Source organism: Rhodothermus bifroesti (assembly GCF_017908595.1).
Lineage (GTDB): Bacteria > Bacteroidota > Rhodothermia > Rhodothermales > Rhodothermaceae > Rhodothermus > Rhodothermus bifroesti.
The window spans coordinates 403,554-427,331 of record NZ_JAGKTL010000001.1 but is presented as its reverse complement, the minus strand read 5'-3'; the positions used below and the strand labels follow the sequence as shown (position 1 = coordinate 427,331).

Below are 23,778 nucleotides of genomic sequence, written 5' to 3'. Positions count from 1 at the left end.
CAGCGGGTGCCATAACGGCGGCGCGACCGCCATTGAAGTCGCCCAACAATCCGTTCAACGCCGACGCACCGCAAGCGGCGCGCGGGTTAACGCGGGAGGATCGTAATGTCAAAGGTGGTCGCAATCATGTCCATGTCGCTTGATGGCTACGTCGCCGACCTCAACGATGGGGTGACCGAAGTGTTCGACTGGTACTTCAACTCTGGGGACGTCGCATTCCACGCCGGAGGGGCAGACCCCATGACGTTCAAGGTCTCCGCACCGAGCGCCGAGCACCTACGCGCTCTCTGGTCAGAGCTTGGCGCCGTGCTCACCGGCCGCCGCACGTTCGACAAAGCCGAAGGCTGGGGTGGCAATCACGCGTGGGGGCCGGCATTCGTGCTTACCCACCATATCCCTGCCGGATGGCCGCGACCCAACCCGAACGTTCACTTCGTGACCGACGGCATCGAAAGTGCCGTAAAGCAAGCGAAAGCTGCTGCCGGCGGGAAGTCCGTAGGAGTCCACGGCGCTGACACCATCCAGCAGCTACTGAACGCTGGCTTGCTCGACGCAATCCGTGTCGATATCGCGGCACTCCTTCTTGGTTCTGGAGTTCGACTCTTTGACCACCTCGCGGACGCGCCAGCCGTCCTGGGCAGTCCGAGGGTTATCGCTGGCATTGGCGTAACCCACCTACGCTACCCAGTGCGCAAGGCGGGGTCAAATGATCGTGCCAGCTAGCAAGGTGCTGGAGTGGGTGCGCCTCAGCTACATTCGTCCTGCGGCGGCGCTGGTAGCGTGGCTTGCGGCCCTGAAGGCGTTGTCGCGATGGGCCTAGTCAGCAACTAGCGACGGCATGCAGCGGAACAGAGCTTGCAAGTCCAACTAAAGACATGTACTCTAGCATGCAGCGGACGGCGCGATGCGCTGCCGCTGATGCTGAGCATTAGGTGTGTATAAGCAACAGATCATGAAGTCTGCACTCACTGTAGTTTACTTCAGCGGGATTCTCGCGCAGTTGATCATCCGGGCTCCCTATGCGGCGCGTGCCCGTAAGCTTAAGAAGGTCCGAAAGCAAACCACCGCCTCCGAGCAGCTCGTCCTCGGGGTTCTGACTCTTGGTGGGCTGGTCTTGCCAGTCATTTACGCACTAACTGACTGGCTGGCTTTCGCGGACTACCCCTTCCCGGCCTCCGTCACGACAGTCCTCGGAGTCGTGGGTGTCCTCATCCTCACGGCCGGGCTATGGCTCTTCTGGCGAGCACACCATGACCTCGGTGTGTATTGGTCACCCTCTTTGGAGCTCAGTGCTGGCCATCGACTTGTCACAGAGGGTATCTACGCGTCGATCCGCCATCCCATGTACGCTTCCCAGTTCCTCTTTGGCTTGTCCCAAGCATTCCTTGTGCAGAACTGGATCGCAGGACTCGGCGGCCTCCTTGCATTCTTGCTTCTCTACTGTGTTAGAGTCCCAAAGGAGGAGAACATGATGCTCGAGCAGTTTGGCGACCAGTATCATGAGTACTGCACACGAACCGGTCGTATCCTCCCACGCTTCCGCCGAGAGCCCAAATGGCCAGCCAAAGACACCTAACAGCCGATCACCAAGCACCATGAACTGCCGCACGTCAAACAACCCGATGGAGCCGCCCGGTCAGTCCAGGTTAGCCAATTCCTACGATACTAGCCTTGGGCCGGCCCGGCGACTCATCTCAAGACCTTTGGCCCGAAAATTATGATCCCCAATAAATTAACAGCATTCTTCAGGACAGAATGCGTGCAGCCATCGAGACCAACAACCTGACGAAACGATACGGTGATGTAATCGCCGTAGACGGATTATCCTTGCGTGTTGCTCCGGGTGAAATTTATGCGTTCCTTGGTCTAAATGGCGCAGGCAAGACAACGACCATTCGTATGTTGCTTGGATTGGTCAAACCCACTGCTGGCGAAGTGTGGGTGTTGGGAGAAAGAATTCGAATTGGCAGCAGGAAGCCATGGGATTCCGTCGGCTATTTGGTTGAGACAGCAGCTGCATATCCAGAGCTTTCTGTACGCGAAAACCTGGAAGCGATGCGTCGTCTCCGTCCTGGTATTGAGCCGAAGGCTGTTGAGCGGGTCATTGAGCTTTTAGGTTTGACTGCCTATGCTGACCGGCGCGCTGGCACACTATCGCTCGGCAATCGGCAGCGTCTAGGGCTTGCCAAGGCACTATTGCACAATCCCAAACTACTCATCCTGGACGAACCAGCCAATGGACTGGATCCGGCGGGAATTGTTGAAATACGGGAACTGTTGCTTACACTCGTGCGAGAGCAGGGGGTTACTGTTTTCATGTCAAGCCACATTCTCGCGGAAGTATCGCGGCTAGCGCATCGGATTGGCATTATTCATCAAGGTCGTTTGATTCAGGAACTTGATGCGGCTGAATTGGAGCGCAACCGGCGGCGACGGCTGCTGGTTCGAACGCGTGATTGTAAAGCGGCGCTCGCCGTACTTGTTGGCGCAGGATTTTCGGCAACACTTATGCCCAACAACGTAATTGAGGTGAAAGACGGTATTGCACTTGAGCGGCCAGATGACGTAGCAACGTTATTGGTCAATGCAGGGCACGCACCGACGATGCTCAACGTCGAAGAAGAAGATCTGGAAGATTATTTTTTGCGACTCGTCGGTGTGGACAGTCGGCAGCCAAATCAAGAGTACTATGAGTAACATCACACAAGCCATTGGGGTAGAACTACTGAAAGCACGCCGTTCCAAGATGCCCTTACTGACTGCTTTGGGTTTCTCGTTGGCTCCATTTGCAGGTGGCTTTTTTATGATTGTCATGAAAGATCCCGACCTGGCCCGCCGTATGGGAATCATTAGTGCAAAAGCCCAGATTCTGGCGGGTTCTGCCGATTGGCAAACCTACCTGGGATTTCTTGCTCAGGCGACTGCGGTCGGCGGCTTTATGGTGTTTGCGTTCGTGTGCAGTTGGATCTTTGGTCGAGAGTATTCAGACCACACGATCACAGACTTGCTTGCGTTGCCCACATCGCGCTCCACCATCGTGCTTGCCAAATTCGTCGTTTTTATCCTGTGGTCAACAATTTTGGTAGCACTCATATACCTCATCGGTCTCGGTGTTGGCGCAGCCATTGCCCTTCCGGCTGCATCAGCACAAGTATTTCGGCAAGGTACAATCACCATAGTGGTTACGGCATGTTTGACGATTGCCGTCACCACCCCTGTATCTTTCTTCGCGAGCACAGGGCCTGGCTATCTGCCGGCGCTGGGCGCGGCGATACTCGCCGTAGTGCTAGCACAAGTGGTCGCCGCAGCAGGATGGGGTGAGTATTTCCCCTGGTGTGTGCCAGCACTATATGCTGGGATGGCCGGTCCACAGTATGCAGATCTTGGAGGGATCAGTTACGTGATTGTGATTGTTACGAGTCTTGTTGGATTGATAGGAACACTTGTCTGGTGGGAGCTGGCAGATCACACATACTAACGGGCGGGCTAACAACGGGTTGTAGCCGACACGCTCCGCGTGCGGCTGAATCCGAGCCGTTAGGACACAAAGACGTGCAGACAACCATTATTTATACGCACCTTCTGAACCGTGGCGGGAAAAGTCTCCATAGTCTGATTGACACGTTGTAACCCAGACAATGATGGCATGTTATGCTTAAACTGTACAAGAACCCGAAGGCGTAAAGGAACAGGTTGAAGATGTTGGAATCAAAGAACTTAACAGCTTACCCACATAGCGTCTTATGCCGACAGACAGCGGTGTAGGCGTCTTATGTGGGAACCCATATAAACAATAGTTAGCCAGCATTCGCAGGAGGCGGCGATGGATCGAAAGGTTCGAAAGCTTCTTCTCACAACGCACATTACTGTCTCCGTGGGGTGGATTGGGGCAGCCCTCGCCTATCTTGCGCTCGTCATAGCCGCTATGATGGACCCGTCTGATCAGCTCCTGCGCGCTGCGTGGATCGCGCTGGGGGTGATTGGGTCGTACGTTATCGTGCCACTCGCTTTATCTGCCTTGATCACCGGGATTACCATCTCGCTCGCCACCCCCTGGGGACTGTTTCGACACTATTGGGTCGTCGTTTCCTGGCACCTTACGCTGGTTGCGGTGACTGTGTTACTGCAGCACATGTCGTCGGTGGTTACGCCGGTTGCAGCCATCGCTGCTGACACGGCGATTACGAACGTTCGCGACGTCTTGTACCCTGCGCTGCAGGGAGAACTACTTCATGCCGGCGTCGGGTTGGTAATATTACTCGGGATCGCTACCTTGAACGTATACAAGCCCCGGGGCCTGACCCCGTTAGGACGGGAAGCTCCTGAGAAGAGACCGAGGTGGGCGCGCGTAGTGTGGATTCACGCCGCAGCGTTGCTGTTGCTGCTCCCGATCATAGCGCACGTTGTCGCGGGAGGTGGTCTGGATCTTCACGAGTGACTTTGGGGGCCGGTCGTGTTCAAGTGATCCGCAGGTGGAGTTCCATGAGCTGAAACGCGGATGTTGGCTGACAAGCCCATGAAGCTGTCGGCAGGCCGTTATGCCGACCGACAAAGGTACATGCGTTTTATGTGGAAACCAGTCGAGCGTCGTAGAGAGAGGCACGCCATGCGATGTTGTTCTCCTGGATGCCATTGGTTACGTGCTCGACTACACAGAAAAAGTCCATGAACCCCAGCCGTAGTTTGATCGCCCCAGTTACAGACCGCGTGATTTATGTGAACGCGCTTCTCTCTGTCCCGCCAGCACGTGCGTTCGAATACTTCACCAGGGCCGATCTTTTGACCGAATGGCTTACTGCGGCTGCCGAAGTAGATCCGAAGGTCAGTGGAAAATACGAACTGTTCTGGGAGCCAACCGCCCGTGAAAACAACAGCACGATCGGTTGTCGGATCACTGCGATCGAGGCAAACCAGCTTTTTGCATTCCAATGGCGCCTTCCAAAGCGGTTCAGGACCTTCGCCAACGGTCCCGATCCCTTGACGCATATGGTGGTCGTTTGTGTCTGAAACTTCGGGAACACGCATCCATATGGTTCACTCTGGCTGGCGAAGCAGCTCAGATTGGGAAGAAGCGCGCTCCTGCCAGAGCGCGCTGGGGATGGTGCCATCGAAGAGCTCGAGCGGATTGCTATTGGATTACAGCGGATGCACACGCCGCTGCTCCGCTTTGCTCTGCGCTGCAGCTAAAGCGCCTGCCGTAGGGCGCTAATGCGTGATACTAGCTAATGTGCCCTCAAACCCGTGCCGGACCACGAAGTCGCAAAGGTCCAAGAAAAAGATGGATCCAACTGACGAGGTACCCTATGAGCCCATCTTCGACCGAACATAAGGGGCAAGCTGATGCCCACGAGACGCACCCGATGTCCCATGAACCCATGCACCCGGCAGCGGGCGCTCCCGAGGACCACTCTGCCCATGCCATGCCCAAACCGCCCGCCCGGCATGCCACTCACGCCGGGCACGGCAAAAGCCACATCGACCACACCGGACACGAGCGGATGTTTCGCACCCGCTTCTGGGTCTGCCTGGTGCTCAGCCTGCCGGTGCTGATCTTCAGCCCCGCGCTGCAACGTTGGTTGGGCTTCAGCGCGCCGACCTTCCCCGGCAGCGAGTGGGTTCCTTTCGTGTTCTCGCTGGTCATCTTTGGCTATGGTGGCGTACCCTTCCTCCAAATGGCCGTTCCCGAGCTACGCCAGCGCCGGCCTGGCATGATGACCTTGATCTCGCTGGCGATTTCCATTGCCTTTGTCTACAGCCTTTTGGCGCAACTTGCCCAGTTGGGGGAAGGGTTCTTTTGGGAGCTGGTCACCCTGATCGATGTGATGCTCCTCGGTCATTGGCTGGAGATGCGTTCGGTGCGTCAGGCCTCCGGCGCGCTGAACGAACTGGCCAAGCTCATGCCCGATACCGCCGAGCGCCTTTTGCCTGACGGCCGCGTGGAAACCGTACCCACCTCTGCGTTGCACGTAGGGGACCTCGTGCTGGTACGTCCGGGTGCAAGCATACCGGCCGATGGCGAAGTGGTTGAGGGCGAGTCCAGCGTCAACGAGGCGATGATCAGCGGCGAATCCCGTCCTGTCCGTAAGCAACCCGGCGCCAACGTCATCGCCGGCACCATCAACGGCGATGGCAGTTTGCGCATCCGCGTCACCGCCACCGGCGATCAGACGGCCCTGGCAGGCATTATGCGCCTCGTGGAGCAAGCCCAACAGTCCAAGTCTCCCACTCAGGTGCTCGCCGACCGGGCCGCCGGCTGGCTGTTTTACATCGCCTTGGCCGTGGCCGCTCTGGCTGCCGTCGGGTGGGCCGTCGCCGTCGGTTTCAACGTCGAAGTCCTCAAGCGCGTCGTTACCGTGCTGGTCATCGCCTGCCCGCATGCGCTCGGTCTAGCCGTACCGCTGGTAATTGCCATCACCACGGCACTGGGGGCTAAGAACGGTATCCTCGTGCGTGACCGGCTGGCGTTGGAAGCTGCTCGCGATATTGACGTGGTGGTCTTTGATAAGACCGGGACGCTGACCGAAGGCAAGTTCGGGGTGGTGGGCATGGCGGTGGCTGAGGGGTGGAATGAGGACGACGCGCTCGCCCTGGCTGCTGCCATCGAAGGCGACTCGGAGCATCCGATCGCCCAAGCCCTTCGCCGGGCGGCGCAGGACCGGGGGCTGGCGCTGCCATCGGTGAGCGGGTTCACCGCTTTGAAAGGACGCGGCGTGCAAGCCTCCTTGGAGGGCAAGCCGGTTTATGTGGGCGGCCCGCGCTTGCTGGAGATGCTGGACTTGCGCCCGCCTGCGCACCTCAACGCCTTTGCCCAGACTGCGGGGGAGAAGGCGCAGTCGGTAGTCTATTTGGTGGCCGATGGGCAGGTGGTCGCCGCCTTTGCCGTGGCCGACGTCGTGCGCCCCGAAAGCAAGGAAGCCGTCCGCTGGCTGCACGAGATGGGCGTTGAGGTCGCGATGCTGACCGGTGACAGCCGCGAGGTGGCCCAGGCCGTTGCTGCCGAATTGGGCATTGATCGCTTCTTTGCCGAAGTGCTGCCAGAGCACAAAGTTCAGAAAATCGCTGAGCTGCAGGCGCAGGGCAAGCGGGTTGCCATGGTTGGCGATGGCATCAACGATGCTCCTGCCTTGACCAAAGCCGATGTCGGCATTGCCATCGGCGGCGGCACGAACGTAGCCATTGAATCGGCCGGAGTGATCCTGGTCAAGAGCAACCCGCTGGATGTGGTCAAGGTTATCGCCCTGAGCCGCGCCAGCTACCGCAAGATGGTTCAGAACCTGTGGTGGGCGGCGGGCTACAACATCCTTGCGCTGCCGCTGGCGGCAGGCGTCCTGGCTCCCTGGGGCATCCTGTTCTCCCCGGCCCTTGGAGCGCTTTTCATGTCGCTCAGCACGGTCATTGTCGCCATCAACGCCCAACTGCTGCGCGGCGAGCACCTATCGGCGGTGGTATCTACTGGTTGAGGGCTACCTTGTGTCAAGAGGGAATTGCTTATTTGGATTGGATAAGCCGAACGCTACTGCCAGGTCATCTTACCGCAAGGCTTTTCTGAAAATGGAAGTGTTGGAGAGCAAACAATGTTAAAAGGATATAAGTACAGATCGTTGCGGGTTAGAGGCTAACTTCATGAAAATAATCCATAAGTTAATCTGTAAAAAAAGAACTTGATAGCTAAACTGTAAAGATGTACGCTACCAACAGAGTAGAGGCAAAGGTGTATACATAGGCTGTGCGGAAGGCTACGCCCAGCCATCGCCTAATCGAAACCAGATTGCTGAAGGTGACAAGGTTGTGAGCTGCCTGAGCGATGTCGGTAAAGCATATGGCAGCTTCTTTAGGAGGCAATTCCCTTCTCTGGTAACGACTTAGACGTTAAGGTGGTGGCGATTTTTTGTGTTGGGGAGGGCAAGCTTGTTAAACACTGGTCGTTTGCAGATTCGGTTGTACTTCTGAGCCCATGGGGTGGCTTTCACCCCTGTTGAGCGGAGACAGCGACTGGAGGCTCTAACCGCTAGGCGGATTGTCAGGTCCGGATTGTGGTCTCCTCACCGGAAAGCGCCATGATAGGTCGCGGCCTAACAAACGACTACGGCAGACCGGCTTCGCCGGAGGCCGCCCATGCACGGTAAACCAATTCTTAGAGGTAGACGATGAGTGAAACGATGGATCAAGCGAAGGCTGAGGCGTTCGCCGGAAGGATGATGGCGCTGCTCAATGACGCGTTCCTGGGAATGCTCGTGAGCATCGGGCATCAGACCCGCCTCTTCGATACCATGGCTGAAATGCCACCGGCAACCAGTGAGGCCATTGCCCAAGCCACTAGGCTTCAGGAGCGCTACGTGCGGGAGTGGCTCGGGGGCATGGTTGTGGCGCGGATCGTCTCGTACGACCCAGCCACCCAGACGTACGTGCTTCCTCCCGAACACGCTGCTTTTCTCACGCGATCCGCCGGCGCGAACAATCTCGCCTTTTTCACGCAATACATCCGGCTGCTTTCCGCCGTTGAGGGGGATGTCATCCGTGCGTTCCGCGAAGGTAGTGGCGTCGGCTACGACAAGTATCCCGACTTTCAACGGCTTCAGGCCGAGGAGAGCGCCGCGCTGTTCGACACGGCGTTGGTGGAGGCGATCTTGCCCTTGGCGGACGGGGTCGTGGAGCGCTTGCGTTCTGGCATTGACGTGATCGATCTGGGCACCGGACAAGGCCATGCCGTCAATGTGATGGCCCGTGCGTTTCCCAACAGCCGTTTTGTGGGCGTGGATTTCTCGGCAGAAGGCATCGAGGCCGCGCGCGCCGAAGCGGCCGATTGGAAGCTTCCGAACGCGCGCTTCGAGGTCGCCGACGTCGCCGCCGAGTTGCCTGGGGAATTTGACCTCGTGACCGCGTTCGACGTCATCCACGATCTCGCCAAGCCCAAGGTCGTTCTGGCCAACATCTCCCGCGCCCTGCGTCCAGAAGGCGTTTTCCTGATGATGGACATGGCAGCCTCCAGTCGCTTGGAAGAGAACCTCGACCACCCGTTCGGTCCTGCGCTGTACGGGGTGTCGGTGATGCATTGCATGACCGTCTCACTAGCGCAGGGTGGCGAAGGGCTGGGAACGATGTGGGGGGAACAGATGGCGCAGGACTATCTGAAAGAAGCTGGATTCTCCCATGTCCAGGTCCATCATCTGGAAGGCGACCCGATGCACGCCATTTACGTCGCGCGGTCTTAATCTCGATTGGCGGCCCAACAACAGTATGCGGCAGACAGTCCGCCGCGCGCGCCGCTGAAGCGGAGCGTTAGCAGGCGCCAAGCTGTCGAATCACGTAATCAAACAAGAGGAGGTTATGAGTTATGCCTAAGTTTGTAATCGAGAGAGAGATTCCTGGTGCAGGGAAGCTATCGCCTCAGGAGTTGCAGGCCATCTCACAGAAGTCGTGCAGTGTCTTGAGTGAGATGGGTCCGCAGATCCAGTGGGTTCAGAGCTACGTCACGGACGACAAGATCTACTGTATATACGTTGCTCCGAACGAAGAGGCGGTGCGCGAGCACGCAAAGCAAGGCGGGTTCCCTGCCAACAGAGTGTCACGAGTGTGGTCGGTGATCGATCCGACTACAGCTGAGTAGGAGGGGATCGTATTGAGCTGCTGAAGCGATCAGAGCGGACGGCGCTAGCGCACCGCCGCTGACCCAGAACATCGAGCCGACCTGCGTCGGGGCAGCGAAACAGTGGGGTGGAAACGCCCTCCTTACCAACAAAATCCTCACAAACAGAAAGAGGGCAGGCATGACAACACGTATTTTGAAACTGTGGGCCATCCTTACGATCGTCGCTCCGATGGCATCCGGCTCCCACACGGTCTTCGCTCAGGACAGTGCAGAAGAGAAGCAGGTGTCCCTATACGACCGACTGGGTGGTCTCGCGCCGATTTCGGTCGTTGTCAGCGACTTCATAGATGCCCTTATGCCAGATGCTGTTCTCAATGCGAATCCTGAGATCGATGCGGCAAGGAAGCGCGTGCCTGCACCGTACCTCAAGTACCATGTGACTGCGCTCGTCTGTCAGGCAACTGGCGGTCCGTGCCAGTACCATGGCCGTACGATGAAGGAGGCCCACGGGCATCTCAACATTACGGAGGGCGAGTGGGACCGAATGGTCACCATCTTCAAAGAGATTCTCGCGAAGCACAAAGTGCCGGCGAAGGAGACTGAAGAGCTCCTTGCCCTCGTTGGCTCGACGAAGGCTGATATCGTGGTGTCCAAGGACGACAAGTGAGCGACAGTGCACCAGCTAACAACCGGCGGTAGCGGCCGGCACCTGTGGCAGCTGGTGTGACCAATGCAGCGCACGGCGCCTCAGGCAGCATCGCTTCGGCCCATGCGGCAAGGTATCGGCAGCGAACGACCACCACAGCCCATGTACACTTGTGACAGCGGTCCGGGCACATTCAGACATTGCTGTCGACGAGAAGTTCGCCTGCACATAACCATAGGACCAATCTCAAGAAAGAAGCAAAATCATGCCAGAGAAAATGGAAAACATCACAGGTAAGAACGACGCATGGCCGAAGTGCAATCACACAAAAATTACGGCAACCACGGCCAGAGAGAGCCGACACTCCTCTTCCTGCCTGACTAGTGCGCCAGCCGTGGGGTCTTCGACAAACTCGCCTGGCGCTGCGGACGGCAAGAGAGGCTGTCTATAAAAAAGGAGGCCACTCATCATGGAAGATGCAAATGCTAGGCTCATCGACCTGATTTCGGGGAGATGGCGTAGCCAAATACTGTATGCGGGAGTCAAGCTGGGTGTGTTCGATGCTCTGGCTCACGGTCCCAAGAACGCCGTCCGTGTGGCCAGAGAGCTGGGTGTGGATGCGGGCCTACTCTATCGGCTCATGCGGGCCTTGGGTTCTCTAGAACTCTTAAAAGAAGACCACACCGGGACTTTCTCCCTGACCCCCATGGGCGAGTTGCTCCGTAGGGACCACCCGCAAACACTGCGCGGCATAACCCTGTGGGAAGAAGGCCCCTTGACCTACTTCGCCTGGTGGCACCTCCCTGACCTGATCAAAGAGGGAAAGCAGGACGGCTTTGTCAGGGAGTTTGGCCGGCCTCTCTTTGAGTATCTCAGCCAGAACCCGAGTCATGGAGAAGTTTTCAACGAGGCCATGAGCAGCTTGTCCAGCATGGATAACGCGTTGGTGCTGGAAGCCCTGGAGAGCTACGACTTCTCCAACATCTCCCATCTCTGTGACATCGGCGGCGGCCACGGCTTGACTCTGTGCAGCCTTTTGGCAAAATACCCCCACCTGCGAGGGACAGTCTTGGAGCTCCCCGGTGTGATCGAACAAAAAGAGTTGTTGTGGGCTGACAAGATGGGTGTGGGAGATCGGTGCGCCTACGTGCCCGGGGACATGTTCCGCGAGGTCCCCCCGGCAGACGCCTATATGCTGAAGCGCGTCCTTCATGACTGGAACGATGAGGCGTGTATCCAGATTCTCTCCAACGCTCACGAGGCCGCACCCCGGGATGGGAGGATCTTTATCATGGAAGCCGTGGTCCCTGGCCCGGACACCTCCCATCTTTCCAAGCTTTTCGATATTCACATGCTTGTCATGCTGACCGGACGGGAGAGGACCGCCGAGGAGTATGCTGGACTGCTGGAAGCAGCGGGGTGGACGTACCGGCAGGCGTGGTACCCTGTGTCCAAGATGCTGGGGGTGGTGGAGGGAAGGAAGGCATAGCCATCACGTGGACGCATAAGACTTGGTGGATAGAAACCGCAAACTCAATAGGTACACATACACGGAGGAAAGCCCATGCCAGATGTCCATCATACGGAATCGCGGCCCTTTAGGCCGTGGGGAGGGGATCAAGGGGGGCCGTTGGCCCTCGCCATCCCATATCTATCCTCAAAACAAAAATGGATGAAGCACGAGTGACATATAAGTCCCAAATCTAAAAAGGAGAACAAACTATGCCTGCGCAATGGAATTATCAAGCCGAGCTGATCGCTGCGTGTATCTGTGACTGGGGTTGCCCGTGTAACTTTAACGCCAAACCAACACAAGGGTACTGCGAGGGGATGTATGCCGGTCACATCACCGCAGGTGTGTGTGGTGAGACACGATTAGATGGCGTCAAGTGGGCATTGGCCGCCAAATGGCCTGGTGCCATCCATGAAGGAGGCGGCGTGTGCAAAATCTGGATCGACCAGACCGCGTCCGAGCCACAACGGCGGGCAGTGGAAGAGATATTGAAAGGCCAGCATGGAGGCAAGCCCTGGGGCATCCTTGCTGCCACGATTGACCAGTGGCTTACGACCACTTATGTCCCCTTCGAGTGGACGTATGATGAACACCTGAGCTACTGCAAAGCGGGAAACGAAGTCCAAGTGGTGCTAGACGCCATGCGGAACCCGGTCACAGGCGCAGAAACCCGTGCCTCGGTTGTGCTGCCTGATGGATTAATCACAAAACGACTCGAGGCCACAGCGACCAAAGTTCTTTCGATCTTCAGCAAAGAGCTCAAGATCATTGCGCCTGGGAAATACGGCTTCTATTGCACGGTGGAACACGGCAATTAGCCGAACGAGTTTTCCGCGCCATTTACATGTCACACGGATTTCCCGCAGGCAGTCTGGGCGAGCCAGTGTTCTGGCTATCGCGTGCTGGGATCCCGGCAAAATTGGTTGAATCGGGTCTGGAGTCTTTGCCTAGGCCCAAAATAATCCCTAGGGAGATCGGTGTGTCAGGAGATTGAAGGATGCTGACCGAAATTGTCGTGGCCGCGCTGAAACGAGACCGCATCATTGTGATCGCCGGTCTCACCGCCGTTACTGCGCTGGCATGGGCATATGTGATTCAGTTCGCTTCCAGCATGACGGGCATGGACATCAACGCGATAGGGATGTCCATGCCCACCACGCAAGCCTGGCGAAGTGGAGACGTTCTCCTCACCTTCCTGATGTGGGCCGTCATGATGGTGGCAATGATGACGCCCTCAGCCACACCTATGATTCTCCTGTTTGCCAGGGTCAGTCGCCAGCGACAGGCGGACCGAATGCCCCTTCTTGGCACGATGGCTTTCTTGCTTGGCTACTTGATCCTGTGGGGTTCGTTTAGCGCTGGAGCCACTTTGGTTCAGTGGGGTTTGCATTCCGCCGCGTTGCTTTCGCCTGAGCTCATCCGCATCAGTCCTGCCTTGGGCGGGATGTTGCTCATCCTGGCTGGCGTATATCAGTTTACGCCGCTCAAGCACATCTGCCTGTCGCAGTGCCGCACGCCCCTCGGTTTTCTCATGACCGAATGGCGAGAAGGAATAAGGGGTGCGCTCATCATGGGTGTGCGACATGGCCTCTACTGCGTCGGCTGTTGCTGGATGCTGATGACCTTGCTCTTTGTAGCGGGAGTGATGAATTTGCTGTGGGTCGCCCTCATCGCCGGGTATATTTTGGTTGAGAAAGTAGCCCCAGCCGGACAATGGATCAGTCGCGCGATCGGTGGGCTTGCGGTTGGATGGGGGATATGGTTGCTGCTTCGAGCGTTGGGAGCGTAAAACGTCGCCCGATCAGCGCATGCGCCCAACTGCCCTCCTCGCTCCGCTTGGCTCACGGTGGGGGATGCGCGTGCCTTTAGCATGCAAGGAGGAATACTCTTGGGGAGCGTAACAATTCAAGATCAACTCTGGGGAGCGCGTGCTCAGGACTGGGCAGCCTACGTGGAGCAGGTGTGCTTGTCGCTTTTCGGTGCGGCGCTCGATGCCGCTTTCGCCACCCGACGCTATCCCGCCGCATCTGGGAGCGTTGTCCGAACCTGGAGCGCTGGTGGGAGAGGGCGAGGTCGCCTGTCCCTTCGTCTTGCCGAGCATCGAGGCCTCGTGGCGTGGTAACTCTAGGGCTGGGGTCAACCAGGCGGCCATTGTGCACAGCGGGAAGGCCGTGGTTTGCGCCGTGTATGCCAATGCTGACCGCGTCTACATGCGCCCTGGACAAGGAAGGAGGAATCAATGGCAACAGTGATGGCATCCCGATTATAAACCAACGGAGGACATCATGGACACAAAGGAGGAATCAATAGCAACAGGGATGGCATCCTCCAGGCGCGCATCGGCCGAGCACCGCTTCTTTACGGGGATGGCGCTTGCAATCCTGGCAACGGTCATCGTCGGCTTCACACCTAGCTTCTTCTTGCGGCCGCTATTCCCGGGTTGGCCTTCGCCCCCCGAGACAATCTTCTATGTGCATGGCGCAGTGTTCACCGCGTGGATCGTGCTTTTGGTCGTACAGACCTCACTCGTCGCAAGCAGACGAACCAGCCTGCATCGCAAGATCGGCCCCTTCAGCGTCGTACTGGCCGCTGCGATGGTCGTGCTTGGCACGCTAGGGGCGCTGATCGCTGCTCGTCGCCCTACGGGTTTTGTGGGCATTTCTACTCCACCGCTTCAGTTCCTCGCCACCCCGTTATTCGACATCGCCTTGTTCGCAGCATTCACATGGCTGGGGATTGCTCAGCGGCGAAACCCCCAAACCCACAAGCGGTGGATGTTGCTTGCCACCGTTAACCTGGTCACCGCCGCTATCGCGCGTTGGCCGGGCGTAGGTCCCTTGGGCCTGCCTGCGTTCTTCGCTCTAACGGACGTGTTCGTGTTAGCGCTGGCGATCTGGGATTTCTACGCACGCGGCCGGCTGCATCCGGTCACCCTGTGGGGAGGCTTGCTTATCATCGTTTCACAGCCCCTTCGGCTCGTCGTGTCGAATACTGAGGGCTGGCTCGTGTTCGCGCGGTGGGCGACCGGGCTGCTTGGCTAGCCGCACGTGAGCTTTGTTGCGGCTTCGGAGTCTTGCCTTGTTTCAACCGCACCAGCGTTTCAACAGGGGCCGCCTAACCCGCGCGTGAACCCGACGCGCGACACTGCCGTGCTACAACGCCAGCGCCTCGGCGCGCGGGTTAGGCGCCAGTCGTTAGGCCACAGAAAGCAAATCGCGAGGTGAATTCATGAAGTTGCCCAAACAGCGTGTCGTCCCTGCCCTGCGGATCACAGATTATGAGCGCAGCAAGGCGTATTGCATCGAGAGGCTCGGTTTTACTGTGGAATGGGAGCACCGCTTTGGGCCTCACATTCCAGCCTTCATGTCCATCGTTTGTGATGGCATGCAGATCTACTTGACGCAGCACAGCGGCGATTGCCAAGTGGGTGGGTTAGTCTACTTTGTGATTCCAGACGTGGATGCGTGGTACAGTGAGTTTCGGGAGCGAGGGGGAGCGTAGCCGAAGCCCCGAACAACGACCTCGGCTTCCGCAACATGATCATCACCGACCCCGACGGTAACCAGTTGCGTTTCATAGAACCATCGAGCAAGAACGCCTGACAACAGCATGCAGCAGGTGGTGCTGCACACCGCAGCTGAATTGTAGCGGTCGAGGTGTCAAAAGTTCAGTCGGGGGCAGTGGGCAATGACCTGTACGTGTTCGGTGGCGATTCTATAACTTCTCCAAAATACTTGAATAGTTAGTTAAGATCCTTTAAAAAAAGAGCTTGCATGTTAAGTTAAAAAAAGATACTTTGCTGCTAGACGATGGGGTCGGCGTCTTGAGAAAGAGGAGGGCACATGCCAGACGTTCCATCCCACGGGATACGCATCCGCTACGACGACCAGGGTCAGGGAGAGCCGGCACTTCTGTTCCTGCCTGGCTGGTGTGCTAGCCGCAGGGTCTTTGCCGAACTGGCAGCCCTGTTCCCACCTGATGGCCTACCAGATATGCAGGCGGTGATAGCACTTGCGCAGCGGTACAACTTGGAGTTTGACATGAGTCAACTGCCAGTCATCATTCGTGAGCATAACGTACAACTCGGGTAAGGCCTCGGATGGGTGGTCGCTTTTCGTACCGAACAAGGTGCTGCAGCAGACGCGCATGCGCCCGCCGCTGAATCGGAGGTTAGACCGCAGAAAGGTGGCCGATGCTTAGCCACGATGCCATAATCGACCATTGCCTGGCGTTGAGCCCTGAGGTTCGCTACGTCGCTGTATATAGAGACGAGTTACTTCGGTACCGGGAGCGGCCCGGCTTGGCAGGCGCCAGCTCGGGCGAATCAGATAAGTACGAGGAGCTCTTCGTGAATCCGTCCGTGCTGACGCTGGTCCGGCAGCGAGGCAACATCGACTGCGGCGGGCTTCGCTATGTTGTGATTCGCTACGGTAATTTCTTCCAGTGTGTGTTTCCCGTTGCGGGTGGCCATGTGTCGGTCGCCTTGGAACCCAGCGTCGACCTTCCCCGCTTCCTCGATATGTTCGAAGCCAAGCTTCCGGAGTGGGTGGGCGCGGCCTAACATGCATGTTAGACGGCTTATGACCATTCAACAAATCTAGGGGGGGAAGCATATGCCAGAGGTTGAATCCCACGGGATACGCATCCGCTACGACGACCAGGGTCAGGGAGAGCCGGCACTTCTGTTCCTGCCTGGCTGGTGTGCTAGCCGCAGGGTCTTTGCCGAACTCACTCGGCGCTGCGCCCGATGGAGGCGCACGCTGGCCCTTGACTGGCGGGGGCATGGAGAGTCGGAGAGGCCTACCGAGGATTTGGGATTTGACAGGCTCGCCGACAATGGTGGTTTTACGGGCGAGGAGGCACACCCCGACATTGACTTCGGATTTGACAGCCTCGTTGACGATGCCCTTGCTGTGATCGAGGCGAGCCAGGCGGACCGGGTGGTGCCAGTTGCGCTGTCCCACGCCGGCTGGGTTGCCATTGAGCTGCGTCGTCGGTTGGGTGCGCGTATTCCCAAGCTGGTGCTGCTCGACTGGATCGTCCTCGAAGCGCCGCCGCCTTTTCTTGGGGCATTGCAAGCGCTCCAGGATCCGGCCCAGTGGCAGCAAGTGCGTGAACGACTCTTCTCCATGTGGCTTCAGGGACTGGACCTTCCGGCGTTGGCCCATTTTGTGCGCGAGGATATGGGCTCGTACCCCTTTGCGATGTGGGCCCGTGCAGGTCGAGAGATCGCTGCTGCGTATGCGAAGGCTGGGAGCCCGCTTCAGGCCCTGGCCAGCCTGGACCCTGCCGTGCCGGTGCTACATCTGTATGCGCAGCCGGAAGATGCGGGATATCTGGAGGCGCAGCGGTCATTCAGCGACACGCATCCGTGGTTCCAGGTGGTGAAGCTCCAGGCGCGGAGCCACTTCCCGATGTACGAAGTCCCCGACGAGATGGCCAGGACCATAGAGCGATTTGTCGCTTGAGGCTAGTGGCCGCGTAAGGGCCAGTGTTAATCGTTATACAACTTGGAGGCATGCCATGCGGCGACGCACTCAACGTGGTGTGGGCGACCCAGCGACCGCTTGTGACACCTTCAAGATGGGGGTCGCAACGGTCAAGATTCCTAGCGTGGTGAGCGAGGGCACCGATGGGGTCGTTGAACACGCCTTAGCGCCCGGTAAGCTCGGCACGCTGAAACAGCCTCATCGAGCCACCTGGGCAACAGGTGACAACAACCCAGCGGTAAACGCAGCGTTCAGGGTGCATGCGCGCGTTTTACTGGTTTTTGCATTGCTCATGGCGCTGGTGGCGACCGTGGGAACGAGCCGTGGTTTTGCGCAGCCTGTCGGTATGGATGGGCCGGCGGCGCCCGCCCAGGGCGAAAAGATCATCTACGTAGACTGGAACATTACCGCCAGCGGTGACCGCACGACGTTCATCGGCACTACCAAGGGAACGGCACGCCGCCACATCGTCATCCACGGCTCTACCGTCATCCGTCAGGCGCCGGGCGAATTGCTCAAAGCCATTCCCTTTGAGCTGAGCGTGACGGACGATTGGGAGGAGATTGCAACGGGCCCCTGTCTTTACGAGCACCGGCGCTGGTCCATTGTCGACCCCGACCGTTACATGGGCGGGCCCGACGAATTCTGGATTTACCCATGGATTTTCGAGCCGCGTCAGCGGGCCGACGGCCGCTGGTACATCGAAGACCCCTTCAATCCGGAGTTCTTCATCAACGGCAACCTCGGCCGCGATTTTACCTACCGTTTCGATTACACCTACGCCAATCCCTGTACTGGTGAAGGATCTTCTGACACGGAGACCCGGGAAGCAGGCTGGCTTTACCCAGTCGTGTTCTTCGATTTCGGCCAGGGGCCTCACGATCTGGAAGGGGACCCGACCGGCACGGTCTATACCCGAGATGTGACGTACACCGTGGAACTGGGCGACGTACCCCTGACGATCAACTTCCATGCTACCGTCCGGCTTCCCTGCGGCGCAGCAGCGGCATCCGTGGCCAGCGGCCAGAGTTCCATCCAGCAGGTGTGCGGCTGCGCCGCGTATCCGCCGTCGCACATCTTTGACGCCAGTGATCCTGTCGTCACCAGCCTGCGCGTCTCATTCTATCCGCCTCCCCCGTTGGCAGTCGGTCCGGATATGGCGGCGACTTTCGACCTTGTCGCCACCTGCGAAGGGCGGCGGGTGAAGAACGCCGAACTGGAGGTCACCGTCAAGCCGGAGCCAAACAGCGGCGGCCATCTCCATGACGGCAACCGCCCGCGCGGCTACCTCAACGGTACCGAGATCACCGACAGCCGGCCCAGCATCAAGGTCAAGACCGACGACCACGGCAACGCCGAGGTGAGGTTTGAGGCCGGCAAGGACCTGCAGTACCGCTTGCGCGGCATCGCCGGCATCTACGTTATCAAGGCCAGGTCAACCCGTTTTCCCTACACTAGCGAGACGTCGGATCGCATCGACGTCTTGGTGTACGGGCTGCAGGAACTCGGCCCCGGCGCCAACTACCAACTCTCTCCCATCGGAGGCCCTCCTCATCCGAAAGTACTCTACGGCACGCCGGCGACGCTGAACGCCGTCCGCCAACTGGCCGATGCCTTCCGCCAGCGCCAGGAGGAGCACAATGCTGACCTGCGCTTCTACGGCAAGCCGGAGTGGCCCATCGCGCCGACAAAGGTCTTGGCCATCAGCCTGGAGGACGGCGGCCTGTTCGACCTCCCGCAACGGGGATGGTGGCGGATCCCCTTTGGCCTGCATGGGTACGGGCTGCAAGCCCTCATAGTGCCTTCGCTCACAGGGTTAGGGTTCCCCGTTCCCAAAAAGGAGGTCACGGCCTGGATGGAGCGGGAGTTTCGCCGCCTGGGGGAGCAATACGGCACCTGGTACAGCGACGGCGGCTCTCCCTGGAACCTGGCGGTTGAGCAGAGGACGGCCACGCGGGTGAACATGGCGTCAACGGCGGACGGCCCTGACCTGGCGACGGTGGTCTTCTTGTCGGACCCTGCCGACCGCTACGCCGCCGGGGTCGGGCAGACGGTCACCTACACGGTAGGTGTAGAAAACCTAGCACGCAGCACCCAGGCGCACAATGTGGTGTTGACCGCCACCTTGCCGAGTGAGCTGACATTCCTCAGTGCCAACCCTGCGCCCACCCGCATGGCCGGGGCCAACCAGCCCGTCTGGGAACTCGGCACCTTGGATGCTGAGGGTGTGCCGCGTCTTTTTGACGTCGTGGCCGAAGTCGGCGGGAGCGTCGCGCCCGGCACCATGCTGACCGTCACCGCCGAGGCCAGCACCAGCGATGCCGACGCGAACCCGTCCGATAACCAATCTGAAGCCTTTGGGCTTTTGGTGCAGCCGCCAGGGCCGGATCTTGTCGTCCGCTCGGACATTGCGGCGACGGCCATGACCGTCGGCCAACCCATCCCCTTGACGCTGGAAGTGGCAAACGCCGGCAATGCACCTGCCGCCGATGTTACGCTTAGCTTGACGCTTCCTGACTCGGTTACGCTCGACAGCGCGAGCCCTGCGCCGGCCACCTCTAGTGCAGGCCGCGCCACCTGGAACTTGGGAAGCCTTGCTCCCGACACCTCCAAACGGGTAACGGTGACGGTGTCTCTGGATCCGGCGCTGTTGGCTCGCGTGCCGCTGGATCCAGACCTGGAGGCGGGCGGTGTGTTGACCTACACCCTGCAGGCCGAGTCGGTGACGCCCGACATTGACCTGAGCAATAACGTGGAAGAGGTGGTTAAACGGGTGGAGTTTGCCGGGCCTGATCTGTCGGTGTCGATGAACGTGCAAGGAGCCGACGGTCCGGGGATGCTGAGCCCGGGGCAAGACGTTACCTACACGCTGCTCTACGGTAACGCTGGCAACCAGATGGCGCCGGCGACGACTTTGAGCTTATCCCTCTGGTCGGGGCTTGAGCTGGTGAGCGCGCAGCCCGCGCCGAGCCGGACGATGACGAGTCCGACCTTCGCCGGGGGTGTTCTGGGCTGGGACTTGGGCGATCTGCCGGTGGGCGAATGGGGAATGGTTCAGGTGCAACTCCATGTGGCATCGATCCCGCCGGAGGGGAGCCTTGTCCTGGCGGTGGTTGGTAGTGGCTCGGCAGACACCCATCCGGTGGACAACACAGTTTTGGATCACCGTACGATAGCTGTTGTTGGGAGTAGCCGGGAAGACCAGCTATCCAACGCCGAGGGGCGCTATCAGCTCGCGCAGAACTATCCTAATCCCTTTATCTTGGTCACGACCATCGAGTACACCGTTTCGCAGGCCAGTCCGGTGAAGCTAGAGATCTACAACCTTCTGGGTCAGAAGCTGCGGACGTTGGTGGACGGCTTCCAGGTAGCAGGTCGTTACGTGGTGCGTTGGGACGGGCTCGATGGGCATGGGCACCGCGTGCCGAGTGGCGTCTACCTCTATCAACTCAGGGCGGGCCAGACGGTGATCACGAGAAAGATGACCTTGATGAAGTGAGCTTTGATGCAGAGGATTGCACAACATTCCCCTCCGAAACAGGGATTTAGGTGGTGCCTTCTATAAAAGGCGGACAGGTGACAATAGCTCTAATAAGCAACCCAAAGGAGAGACGATGACAACACTTGCGAATGTGTTTCAAGGGCTTGACACAGTGCTTGTGCGTGTTCAGGACATTGAGGTGGCAAAGCGCTGGTATGTGGAAAAGCTTGGGTTCGCTGAGCCCTATTTTGATCCGGCGGAACGCCTTGCCGTCTTCGACCTCGGTGGGACGACAAGCCTCACGCTGTGGGAACTGAAGCTGGGCGAGATTCTGTGCCCTTCTGACCATGCGGGGACGTTCCCGATCTTTTCAGTCGTGGATGCCCGTCAGACATGGGCCCTGTTGCGAGATCGTGGTGTGGATGTCGGACAGGTGGTCGATAGCGGAGGCGTAACCTACTTCACCTTTCGTGATGTCGACGGCAATCTTCTCGAGGCTTGCCAGGTTCACTGAAGGAGTTGCGCACACGGCGTAGAGACGATTGAAAGCCCCCTGCGGGTTTGCGGCGATTGACAGATCGCCGAATCACTGGTTTTGGTGCATGGCACTGCACGGTCCGCTGCAGCGCACGGGCACTCTGAACCATATCCGGATGGCTTGTGGAACATCAAAAAGCAACGTACCCGCAGTCCATCGTCAGCTACAAGGCCAAACCCTAACTCCAGAAGCAGGGCTACCTCTTGCCCATACCTTCGCCCTAAGCAGCAAACATCATCGGCTTTGCAAAGGAGGTCAGTTATAACTTTGCGGACCTAAAATGCCGGGGCTACACTAGAGGGGCAATCTTCCACCAACCTAAAAACCGTAGAAAACTATCGCTACGGATAACAGCCTGGCATCGAACCCCGACGGCGAATGGGATCTGGGCAACGGAAAGCGCCAGTCCCTCGTTCTGCGTGTCAGGGTGATCGAGGGCATCCGACCAGGCACGGTGACCTTTGCGTTGGGCTACGGGCACTGGGCCTATGGCGCCAGCGACATTGTCATTGACGGCCAGCGCATCCCTGCCGACGAGCGGCGCGCAAAGGGCGCACACCTCAACGCCGCTATGCGTATCGACCCTGTGTTGCAGAATACCCCACTGAGCGACCCGGTTGGCGCGAGCGTGGTGTTTTACGAGACCCTGGTGAAGTTGGAGAGGGCTTAAGGTGCTGCACCCCAGCTTCCTCCACTTGCAGAGGCATCGGTAGGCCTCAAGCGCTAGTGTTTTTGCGTGGCCTTTGGGGTGTGCTACCCAAAATATAACCCCCCCAGCTCAGAGAGGTGGTGCCCTCAGGCTCACCAAAGAGGATGGATTTTTCAGCAGGAAGTGCTGAGTATACCCAAACAGAGGGTAAGGCAAAGTGGCGTGTACGCCTAACCGGCACAAAGGGGTAGAGGCGCGGCGGTCCTGACTGCTCCAGGCTTGGTTGTAAAAACAAAGGCCGCCCCGTTGGGGGCGGCCTTGAATGTTATTTATGGCTTCAGCTTGTAGCTGCGGCCTGTTTGGGCTGGGCTGCGTAGGTTTCCGCGATGACCCATGCTGCTGCGCCTAGGGCTGTGTCTTTAAGAAAGTTCGACAGCCCAGCCATCACTCCTTGGTTAATCATGGCCGGCAGGTGAATCGTCAGGGCAAAGATAAATAGCAAAATGCCCAGTAGCTGACAGGCCAAACGTGCTTGCTTGCCCGTCAAAATGGCTATCGCAGCAGCCAGTATGGCCAGACCTGTGACGTATACCCAAAAAGCGCCTCCTGGAATAGGAACTATTCCACTAAGCGCAGAAACGTTTATAAAATGATTTAGTCCGAATACAATGAATACCAGGCCATAAAGCAGTCGGCCGATTTTGAGTGTTGAGAAGTTCATGGCAGGCTAGGGTTTGGTGGAAAAAGGGGGGAGACATAGTTTAAACATAAATTCATTATTTTTTGTAATCAAGTCCTCTACCCGAACATAAAGCCTTAACACATTGTAACTTTGGAGATAAACCCTAAAAATGCGGTAATTTCTCTTTCAAAAGAAAAGCCAGTATTTCTTCAGGTGATTTCTGCTTTGGTGTGGTAGATTGGCTTAGCAGCGTGTTCTGCCGCAGGCTCGGGGCAGCAGCTAGGTTAGGGTAGTAGTACGTCGGCTACCACAGGCAGGTGATCGGAGGCAAAGCGGCCGGCTTCGTCGAGGTCGACCAAGATGGCGTGGCGTAGCACGCGAATGTTTTCGGTAACGAAGATAAAGTCGATGCGCTGGCCGGGTTCGAGTGCCTTAAAACCATTCCAAGTCGTACGTGGGCCGTAGTGGCCATGTTCAGCGCGATACAGGGCATCATAAAGTAGGCCGTCGCTTGTCAATACCTGGTAGGGTGGGGTATCTTCCGTGGTGTTGAAATCGCCAATGAGCATTACGGGCGCGGTGCGGGCGTTTTGGGCAATCACGTGATGAAGCAGTCGGGCGCTTTCTAAGCGGGCCTGCACGCCTACATGGTCGAAATGGGTGTTAAAGACAAAGAACTCCTGGCTGTTTTGACGATCACGAAAAAGGGCCCAGGTGCAGATGCGCTCGAAGGCAGCGTCCCAGCCTTTGCTGCCGGGGACTTCTGGATTGGGTGAGAGCCAAAAGGTGTGGGTTTTGAGCAATTCGAGCCGGTCTGTTCTATAAAAAATAGCGCTGAATTCTCCCGCATTGCGGCCATCAGCGCGGCCCACGCCAACCCAATGGTAGCCAGGGAGGCGCGTTTGTAAGCTGTCGAGCATCGAACGCAGCGCTTCTTGGACACCCATGACTTCGGGTTCATAAAAACGCACGAAAGCGGCGATGCGATCGATGCGGTGGGGCCAGGCATTCGGTCCATCGGCCGGATTGTCGTAGCGCAGATTGTAGGTGACGATCCGCAACGGGAGTGGCTGGGAAAGCGCAGGGGTTGCGGCCAGCAAAAATAGCGTAAGGTAAAACCGCATCATTCCTCCAGGATCGAGGGTTTGGGGTAATATACATAGGCTTTCCTTACAGGGAAAAAGTGGTGCT

At 58.2% G+C, this 23,778-nt stretch carries 23 protein-coding genes; 21 read left to right on the top strand and 2 right to left on the bottom strand.

The features are described from left to right. The first annotated feature begins 105 nt into the window (after positions 1 to 105). The 21 genes from J8E65_RS01735 to J8E65_RS01635 all read left to right on the top strand — a co-directional run bounded on the left by J8E65_RS01735 (position 106) and on the right by J8E65_RS01635 (position 21,926). Positions 106 to 723 carry a dihydrofolate reductase family protein gene (locus tag J8E65_RS01735; protein WP_262896811.1) on the top strand — a complete coding sequence of 206 codons (618 nt, stop codon included), beginning with the start codon at positions 106 to 108 and terminating at the stop codon, positions 721 to 723. A gap of 229 nt (positions 724 to 952) precedes the next feature. Beyond that, the gene (locus tag J8E65_RS01730; protein WP_210373669.1) at positions 953 to 1,576 is read left to right on the top strand and encodes a protein-S-isoprenylcysteine O-methyltransferase; all 624 of its coding nucleotides are present in this window, start codon (positions 953 to 955) and stop codon (positions 1,574 to 1,576) included. Between the two features lie 179 nt (positions 1,577 to 1,755). Then, positions 1,756 to 2,697 (top strand): ABC transporter ATP-binding protein, encoded by a 942-nt coding sequence (locus tag J8E65_RS01725; protein WP_210373668.1) that lies wholly within the window; start codon positions 1,756 to 1,758, stop codon positions 2,695 to 2,697. Next, positions 2,690 to 3,478, top strand: a complete 789-nt coding sequence (locus J8E65_RS01720; RefSeq protein ID WP_210373667.1) for an ABC transporter permease — start codon at positions 2,690 to 2,692, stop codon at positions 3,476 to 3,478. Before J8E65_RS01725 ends, J8E65_RS01720 begins: the two co-directional genes overlap by 8 nt. A 447-nt stretch (positions 3,479 to 3,925) precedes the next feature. After that, positions 3,926 to 4,438: a hypothetical protein gene (locus J8E65_RS01715; protein WP_210373666.1), complete on the top strand. Its 513-nt coding sequence runs from the start codon at positions 3,926 to 3,928 to the stop codon at positions 4,436 to 4,438. Between the two features lie 227 nt (positions 4,439 to 4,665). After that, a complete protein-coding gene (locus tag J8E65_RS01710) occupies positions 4,666 to 5,007 on the top strand; it encodes an SRPBCC family protein (protein WP_210373665.1) in 342 nt (113 codons plus the stop codon). A gap of 413 nt (positions 5,008 to 5,420) precedes the next feature. Further along, a complete protein-coding gene (locus tag J8E65_RS01705; protein ID WP_272491912.1) occupies positions 5,421 to 7,460 on the top strand; it encodes a copper-translocating P-type ATPase in 2,040 nt (679 codons plus the stop codon). Between the two features lie 687 nt (positions 7,461 to 8,147). Then, the gene (locus J8E65_RS01700; RefSeq protein WP_210373664.1) at positions 8,148 to 9,212 is read left to right on the top strand and encodes a class I SAM-dependent methyltransferase; all 1,065 of its coding nucleotides are present in this window, start codon (positions 8,148 to 8,150) and stop codon (positions 9,210 to 9,212) included. Between the two features lie 122 nt (positions 9,213 to 9,334). Beyond that, complete coding sequence (locus J8E65_RS12700; RefSeq protein WP_210373663.1) at positions 9,335 to 9,607, top strand: DUF4242 domain-containing protein; 273 nt, start codon at positions 9,335 to 9,337, stop codon at positions 9,605 to 9,607. 160 nt (positions 9,608 to 9,767) lie between these two features. Beyond that, a complete protein-coding gene (locus tag J8E65_RS01690) occupies positions 9,768 to 10,256 on the top strand; it encodes a group I truncated hemoglobin (protein ID WP_210373662.1) in 489 nt (162 codons plus the stop codon). 448 nt (positions 10,257 to 10,704) lie between these two features. Further along, complete coding sequence (locus J8E65_RS01685; RefSeq protein ID WP_210373661.1) at positions 10,705 to 11,724, top strand: methyltransferase; 1,020 nt, start codon at positions 10,705 to 10,707, stop codon at positions 11,722 to 11,724. Between the two features lie 233 nt (positions 11,725 to 11,957). After that, positions 11,958 to 12,566, top strand: coding sequence for a DUF1326 domain-containing protein (locus J8E65_RS01680; RefSeq protein ID WP_210373660.1), 609 nt, complete (start codon positions 11,958 to 11,960; stop codon positions 12,564 to 12,566). A gap of 179 nt (positions 12,567 to 12,745) precedes the next feature. After that, a complete protein-coding gene (locus J8E65_RS01675) occupies positions 12,746 to 13,537 on the top strand; it encodes a DUF2182 domain-containing protein (protein WP_210373659.1) in 792 nt (263 codons plus the stop codon). Positions 13,538 to 14,033: 496 nt separating this feature from the next. Next, positions 14,034 to 14,789, top strand: coding sequence for a hypothetical protein (locus J8E65_RS01670; RefSeq protein ID WP_210373658.1), 756 nt, complete (start codon positions 14,034 to 14,036; stop codon positions 14,787 to 14,789). Positions 14,790 to 14,976: 187 nt separating this feature from the next. After that, the gene (locus J8E65_RS01665; protein ID WP_210373657.1) at positions 14,977 to 15,249 is read left to right on the top strand and encodes a glyoxalase superfamily protein; all 273 of its coding nucleotides are present in this window, start codon (positions 14,977 to 14,979) and stop codon (positions 15,247 to 15,249) included. 341 nt (positions 15,250 to 15,590) lie between these two features. Further along, positions 15,591 to 15,839: an alpha/beta fold hydrolase gene (locus J8E65_RS01660; protein WP_210373656.1), complete on the top strand. Its 249-nt coding sequence runs from the start codon at positions 15,591 to 15,593 to the stop codon at positions 15,837 to 15,839. 101 nt (positions 15,840 to 15,940) lie between these two features. Then, the gene (locus tag J8E65_RS01655) at positions 15,941 to 16,309 is read left to right on the top strand and encodes a hypothetical protein (protein ID WP_210373655.1); all 369 of its coding nucleotides are present in this window, start codon (positions 15,941 to 15,943) and stop codon (positions 16,307 to 16,309) included. A 52-nt stretch (positions 16,310 to 16,361) separates the two neighbouring features. Continuing rightward, positions 16,362 to 17,216 (top strand): alpha/beta fold hydrolase, encoded by an 855-nt coding sequence (locus J8E65_RS01650; protein ID WP_210373654.1) that lies wholly within the window; start codon positions 16,362 to 16,364, stop codon positions 17,214 to 17,216. A 55-nt stretch (positions 17,217 to 17,271) separates the two neighbouring features. Continuing rightward, entirely contained in the window at positions 17,272 to 20,736 is a 3,465-nt protein-coding gene (locus J8E65_RS01645) for a T9SS type A sorting domain-containing protein (protein WP_210373653.1), read from the top strand. Positions 20,737 to 20,851: 115 nt separating this feature from the next. Next, positions 20,852 to 21,232, top strand: a complete 381-nt coding sequence (locus J8E65_RS01640; RefSeq protein WP_210373652.1) for a VOC family protein — start codon at positions 20,852 to 20,854, stop codon at positions 21,230 to 21,232. A gap of 451 nt (positions 21,233 to 21,683) precedes the next feature. After that, positions 21,684 to 21,926: a hypothetical protein gene (locus J8E65_RS01635; protein WP_210373651.1), complete on the top strand. Its 243-nt coding sequence runs from the start codon at positions 21,684 to 21,686 to the stop codon at positions 21,924 to 21,926. Between the two features lie 316 nt (positions 21,927 to 22,242). Here the strand turns inward: J8E65_RS01635 and J8E65_RS01630 are convergent, their stop codons facing one another. Both J8E65_RS01630 and J8E65_RS01625 read right to left on the bottom strand, forming a co-directional pair. Next, positions 22,243 to 22,626 (bottom strand): DoxX family membrane protein, encoded by a 384-nt coding sequence (locus J8E65_RS01630; protein ID WP_210373650.1) that lies wholly within the window; start codon positions 22,624 to 22,626, stop codon positions 22,243 to 22,245. A 245-nt stretch (positions 22,627 to 22,871) separates the two neighbouring features. Beyond that, the gene (locus J8E65_RS01625; protein WP_210373649.1) at positions 22,872 to 23,714 is read right to left on the bottom strand and encodes an endonuclease/exonuclease/phosphatase family protein; all 843 of its coding nucleotides are present in this window, start codon (positions 23,712 to 23,714) and stop codon (positions 22,872 to 22,874) included. Positions 23,715 to 23,778 lie beyond the last annotated feature (64 nt).